We start from the raw sequence: 5,542 nt of genomic DNA, 5'->3' as shown, positions 1-5,542 counted from the left end.
TATGGGCGCGTCTAAATTTGAAGAACAAAACCCTTTACCTGCTGTCCCCAAAGAGTTATCGATTATTACCAATCAGTTGTGGTCGGGTCAGTCCTTTCTTAACCAAACCTTCACTCTAGAAAATCTCAAACAAGCCCGCGCTAGTCAACCTTTTGGCATTCTCCATCTCGCCACCCATGGGGAATTTAAACCGGGAAAACCTAATAACTCCTATATTCAGTTTTGGAATACTCGATTAACCCTAGACAAATTACAGGAGTTACAGTTAGATAATCCCCCAGTCGAACTGATGGTTTTAAGTGCCTGTCGTTCAGCGTTAGGGGATGAACAAGCGGAATTAGGATTTACTGGATTAGCGGTACAAGCTGGGGTGAAATCGGCGTTAGGGAGTCTTTGGTATGTGAGTGATACCGGGACATTAGGACTAATGACCACGTTTTACCAACAGTTAAAACAAGCCCCGATTAAAGCTGAAGCCTTGCGACAAGCACAAGTCGCAATGATGCGGGGAGAGGTGGAATTAGAAGGAGATGAATTAGTCACGCCATCGGCGAGAGTAGACTTACCAGAGGAACTACGGAACCAAGGTGATATTAATTTAACTCATCCATATTATTGGAGTGCGTTTACCCTGATTGGCAATCCTTGGTAGTTAGGGAAAACGATCAAATTGTAGCCAGTAGGGTGCGTTAGCGCAGCGTAACGCACCATTGTTCAAGATTTGGGTGCTTGACGACTGTCGCCAGAACTCAGTTTATACAAAGCCTATTTGGGAGTAAGGGATGCGAACGTTTATGGCGAAGACAGCGCAACGACGAACGTGTCTTTCAAGCTATGATGATTGAAATTACATAATCCCTATTGCCTGTTCTCTTTGCCTAAATCTGGATAGGCAATGCCCAATAGCATAGCGCTAATCAATTTAACTCTCAGTGAACCGTTATGTCATCACCTGATCTGGATGGATTCATTTTAAGCCAACAATACCAACTCAAAACGACGTTACAAAGTCTTCAGTTAACCTGTCAAGTGATTCAAGATCACTATCCGGATAGTAAACTGTGGCAACACAACCGATCGCAAGTTCAGCAGATGCTACAGTTTCTGGAAAACGCGATTGAGGTATACATCCAAGATTTTTCACCCGATCCAGAAAAACGCATCCAGTTTTGGGAAGGCTGTTCCTTAGGCAAATCTCATAATCGCATTCTCCACCGTTCCCAACCCCCCAAACCATTAGTAGAGGTACTCAGAGGAAATGGTGATCCCCGAAATCCCTCGCATCAGGGCTTGTTGGTAGGGTATCGCTTTGCTACACTCAAACGTTTCCTCTCTCGTTTTGAACTACCCGAAGAGATGGACATTGATTTAGCGGCGGCTACCTTTGGGTAGAATGGCGTTTTAGCAATCACCTCTTCCCCAATCATCTGGACTCTTTCAACAATAAATAATACAGGTTTCCATTACCGCCAATGACTCCGGCGCGATCGCCTGCGAGAACTCCTGTCCCCATAAAGATATCCACTCGTCCGGGTCCTTTGATCGCACTCCCGGTATCTTGATCCAAAACATAGCGACTCACCCAATGGGATTCGAGTTGTCTTTGGGCATTAGGATAGGGGATGCGAGTTTGAATCAACGCTAATGCGCCGGGAGGCATTAAGGATTTATCTGTAGCAATGGATCGTTCGGCTGTCACAGGTACACCTAGGCTTCCCGTCGCGGGTGCGCCATTGGTTTCCCGGAAGAAGACAAAACTTTGATTCCGAGGTAAATACTGATCCAGTTCACTGGGAAATTGACGGAAATAATCCATTAACACAGGTAAGGTTAACCCTTCCAGAGGCAACTTGCCATCTTTGACCAATTCTCGCCCCACACTGGTATAAGGATAATCCGTCTTCCCCGCATACCCAACCGTCATTAGACTCCCATCGGGTAATTGCAGACGGGCAGAACCCTGAACATGAATCAAAAATGCCTGGAGGCGATCGCGTAACCAGACGAGTTCTAACCCATACAGAGGACTATTTTCACCAAACCCATCCACGCCTTCTAAATCAGCACGAGTCGGGTGAGGCGTTTTCCAGGTATTAAAGTTTGTCGGTAAACGGTAAAGAGGATAGCGATACTCGGCGCTAGGGGTACGACTGGCAGCATAAATCGGTTCAAAGTACCCCGTAAACAAAACTGATCCCTGATCATCATGTCCCACCGACTGATAAACCTCAAACTCGCGATTCACCGCCGCTTGCAGTTCAGCCGGGGAATTGGATGTGAGCAGAAGTTGACGAAATCGAACCAGAGAACGGCGCACTCGTTCCAGAGTTATTCCGGGGATGGGATAGTTTTGGTACGTCGCCGCTGCTGTCGGCGTCGCCAGATAGCGCAGGCTATGGTCAATTGACTTGAGTAAAGCTTGGCGATCGCCTGGTTGTTCAGGAGTCCCCCAGAGTTGCTCATCGAAGCCGAGGGAGTCCAGTGTCACCTCTTCAGTATCAGGGTTTATTGGCTCTAGAGGAACATCAGGAACAGCCCAACTACTGCCACTGAATAAGAGTATGCCTAAACTCAGAGATAAACTCGTCAGTTGTTTTCTCATGCTTGTTCAAACTGTGACGTCGTATCATCAATCATTAGTCATTGGATGTTGTACCAATGACCAATGACAAAGACTTCATTCTAAAAGCGCTCGACGCTACCCCCGAAGATGGGTTCCACCCGAATCGCTAAAACGCTGGAGGGGCGTACCACCATATATTCGCCCTGAATATTTTTAATCGGGACGTTGATAAAGTCCTTAGACTCAGATTTGGGTACGAGTTCACCACTGTACCATTTCTGAAACTCTTGAATCGTGGTAAAACGCACCTCTTCTCGGTGTCCGCCAGCCATAAGAATGTGAACGGCAAACTCATCTGGAGTTCTTGGCATGAAATTTTCTCCTCAATCCATCCCAATTATTATCTGTGACCACGACAGATAAATCACGTCCACAGATTAAACCGTTGCAGTAATGTTTCTAATACCACAGGCAAGGTCTTTTGTAAATCCTCAGATTGACGAAATGATAGCTGCTGGTGCTGGGGAACCTCAAAGGGAAACTGTCCCGGTAAATCGGGGCGTTCCATCTGTACCAGTAAAATTTGTTCTCGGCGCTTGCTGGTGAGGGCGTAACCGATTTCGACACAGACTTGGGGATTGGGGATCACGAGGGGTGTCTGTTCTCTGTCCACTTTCGCGATCGCGGTACCATCGGCGACAAACAGTAAACTCTTGCGGATGCGACGCATCTGGGTACTGCTGAGGCGCATGGGTTCACCCACAGGGCGACGAGACTGTTCTAAGGTTAGGGGAAGACGCGATCGCTGATTGAAGTCCTCCAGGGTGTCATTGAGGCTATCCCGTAGCGCTTCACTGGCACGAGAACATTCATTTTGATAACTCAAAAAGATAATTGGATCAAGTTGCGCCATCACCTCTTGCTTGGTGAAGTAAATCTCGTGAGAGATCAAATCAATATTAGAAATGGCATAGCCGCCGCTTCCTTCGATGTAAAACTCCACCGTTTCCCCATCCAGGTAGCGTCCAAACCATTCTGATTGTTTGACATCCTGACTATCGTCTAAGAAGTCAGCCCTTAACCCTGATTTGAGCAAGCTGTTTTTGCTTAACCGCAAATCGTGAGGGCGTTTCTCCAATTCTCTAATCGGTTCGTAGTCCTGGAGATACCAGGCTTTCAGAGCAATGATTGCCATGCTGTGTGATCAAGGATTCCGCACCTAACATTAAAATTCCCAGTCTTGGAATTTTAGCAGTAAGCGGAAATATCTTCACCACATTCATCGGCTAAATAGCACAACGCCCGGAAGCGTAATCCGACTACTTCGTCATAGAAGGGATTCAGCTTACACAAGGGGGGAATGTGAAACAGAGTATGCCCAAATAGGTTAATGTCTCGCTCAAAGGGGCATTGGGCGGGGATCAAATGGCAGATCAAGTGCGCCAGTTGGGGATTATGCACTTCAATCCCATCAATCCACCGTTTAATGGGTTTGAGCAAATCGAATCGTTTTTTCGGTTGGGGAGGTTGGGTTGGGGTTGAGGACGGCTGTTTTGGCTCTATCCACAACCATTTCGTAAGAATTGGGTTCTTCGTTGTAAAATCAGATACACTCATAAATCTGTTCCTGTACTATCAACAAACCAACTAAACCACTTGTTATCCACCTACAACTACTCTGGCATTTACACCGGATGAATGTCCGTAAAGGTTTAGTGAAGTTTCAGCGTGAATTTTGCACGTTCTGTAAACTTCTTCACGAGCAAAAGCGAGTGGATTCAAGCTGTTTCGGTTCTGTTGGTGATCCCCCAGATATTAAGAAAACTGGGTTATATAGGCTGCTCTAATCAAGGAGCAGCGCATCTTAAAAGTAGGATTTATACAGCGTGACTGGGTTGTCAGTCAATAGACTAAGACAATTGATAAAAAAGCTGATAATTGTTGCTTTGTCCCCATTATTAAAGCTAGAGTACTGATTTTCATGTTGCCACAGGCTGAACTTGGGGGCATCCGTAATCTAACTGAAGTTCAGTTCACTCGCAGTAGCGGTGTCCGTGACACCACTTATAAGAATAACTCATTGAGGTGATTAAGTTAACTGATATATGAGGAAGCGATCGCAAAATCTTCGGGATTACTCTGGCTATCGGCGATTCATCGGTATCCGCTCCATGGGGTCAGGTTGTCTCTGCTCAATCCCCTGTCTGGTAGTCAGTCATCTGCGATCGGCAAAGGAATGCGATCTTTTGCATAAACCTGAAATCGAGAGGCAATAAGCACGATGGCTACACCGATACAGACACTGAGGAAGATTCAACAACCCCGACTTAGCTAACGCTTGAAGTCAGGGATTGCCGGACAAACGGCGATTTAAACCGTTGAATACCGCATAGAGTCTCGGTTTGGTACAGACACCCGGATGTTTCCCTAGTCCGGATTAAATCTAAAGCCTTTTGTCGGGCTGTTGTAGAGACGCCCCGCCGGGGCGTCTGTACGACATCTTAACCGAGATGGCGGGAAGGGACTACACACTAGCTCGTGAGGATTATCTCCATGTTACGAGTACCAGTTTTATCAAAGTCAGGTAAACCCTTGATGCCAACCAAAGCTAGCCGTGCTAGACGTTGGCTAAAAGAAGGTAAAGCCAAAATTGTACACAACGACTTAGGATGCTTTGTCATTCAGTTAACTTTTGAAACAGGAGAGGAAACGCAGCCTATAGCTTTGGGCATAGATCCAGGCAAATGCTACTCAGGCGCCGCCGTTCAGTCAAGTCTTGCCACCCTCTGGATGGCTCATCTAGTTCTACCGTTCAAAACAGTTAAAGAGCGGATGGAATTACGGCGGGTTATGCGTAGGTCAAGGAGAGGGAGACGGATTAACCGAAAGTTACCCTACTCTGAGCGGTGTCATCGTCAAAAGCGGTTTGAGAATCGCAAGCAAGCCAAACTACCTCCCTCAATTCGAGCCAATAGACAG

The 5,542-nt window shown here is 46.6% G+C and carries 7 protein-coding genes; 3 read left to right on the top strand and 4 right to left on the bottom strand.

Annotated features, from left to right (window positions below; translation table 11 throughout):
* Both RIC07_RS36660 and RIC07_RS36655 read left to right on the top strand, forming a co-directional pair.
* Nucleotides 1–652 (top strand): CHAT domain-containing protein (locus RIC07_RS36660; RefSeq protein ID WP_446398804.1); only part of this gene is annotated, 652 nt, incomplete at its 5' end.
* Nucleotides 653–942: 290 nt separating this feature from the next.
* Complete coding sequence (locus RIC07_RS36655) at nt 943–1,392, top strand: hypothetical protein (RefSeq protein WP_446398803.1); 450 nt, start codon at nt 943–945, stop codon at nt 1,390–1,392.
* A gap of 31 nt (nt 1,393–1,423) precedes the next feature.
* Here RIC07_RS36655 and mltA read toward each other — a convergent pair whose 3' ends face one another.
* From mltA to RIC07_RS36635, 4 genes are all read right to left on the bottom strand, one after another.
* Nucleotides 1,424–2,602, bottom strand: coding sequence for a murein transglycosylase A (mltA, locus tag RIC07_RS36650; protein WP_446398802.1), 1,179 nt, complete (start codon nt 2,600–2,602; stop codon nt 1,424–1,426).
* 80 nt (nt 2,603–2,682) lie between these two features.
* A complete protein-coding gene (locus RIC07_RS36645) occupies nt 2,683–2,934 on the bottom strand; it encodes a hypothetical protein (RefSeq protein WP_006106003.1) in 252 nt (83 codons plus the stop codon).
* 53 nt (nt 2,935–2,987) lie between these two features.
* The gene (locus tag RIC07_RS36640) at nt 2,988–3,758 is read right to left on the bottom strand and encodes a hypothetical protein (protein WP_446398801.1); all 771 of its coding nucleotides are present in this window, start codon (nt 3,756–3,758) and stop codon (nt 2,988–2,990) included.
* A 53-nt stretch (nt 3,759–3,811) separates the two neighbouring features.
* Nucleotides 3,812–4,180: a Mo-dependent nitrogenase C-terminal domain-containing protein gene (locus RIC07_RS36635; RefSeq protein ID WP_446398800.1), complete on the bottom strand. Its 369-nt coding sequence runs from the start codon at nt 4,178–4,180 to the stop codon at nt 3,812–3,814.
* A gap of 936 nt (nt 4,181–5,116) precedes the next feature.
* Between RIC07_RS36635 and RIC07_RS36630 the strand changes: the two genes are divergently transcribed.
* Nucleotides 5,117–5,542: RRXRR domain-containing protein (locus RIC07_RS36630; RefSeq protein WP_446398799.1), on the top strand; the 426-nt coding region annotated here is incomplete at its 3' end.

The sequence above is a fragment of the Coleofasciculus sp. E1-EBD-02 genome (genome assembly GCF_040218245.1).
GTDB lineage: Bacteria > Cyanobacteriota > Cyanobacteriia > Cyanobacteriales > Coleofasciculaceae > Coleofasciculus.
The sequence above is the reverse complement of the archived record's forward strand: the minus strand, read 5'-3'. Positions and strand labels throughout refer to the sequence as shown.

Bases quoted from the DNA above. Each gene is read 5' to 3' on its own strand.
- RIC07_RS36655 (WP_446398803.1), top strand. From the start codon at position 943: ATGTCATCACCTGATCTGGATGGATTCATTTTAAGCCAACAATACCAA.
- mltA (WP_446398802.1), bottom strand. From the start codon at position 2,602: ATGAGAAAACAACTGACGAGTTTATCTCTGAGTTTAGGCATACTCTTA.
- RIC07_RS36645 (WP_006106003.1), bottom strand. From the start codon at position 2,934: ATGCCAAGAACTCCAGATGAGTTTGCCGTTCACATTCTTATGGCTGGC.
- RIC07_RS36640 (WP_446398801.1), bottom strand. From the start codon at position 3,758: ATGGCAATCATTGCTCTGAAAGCCTGGTATCTCCAGGACTACGAACCG.
- RIC07_RS36635 (WP_446398800.1), bottom strand. From the start codon at position 4,180: ATGAGTGTATCTGATTTTACAACGAAGAACCCAATTCTTACGAAATGG.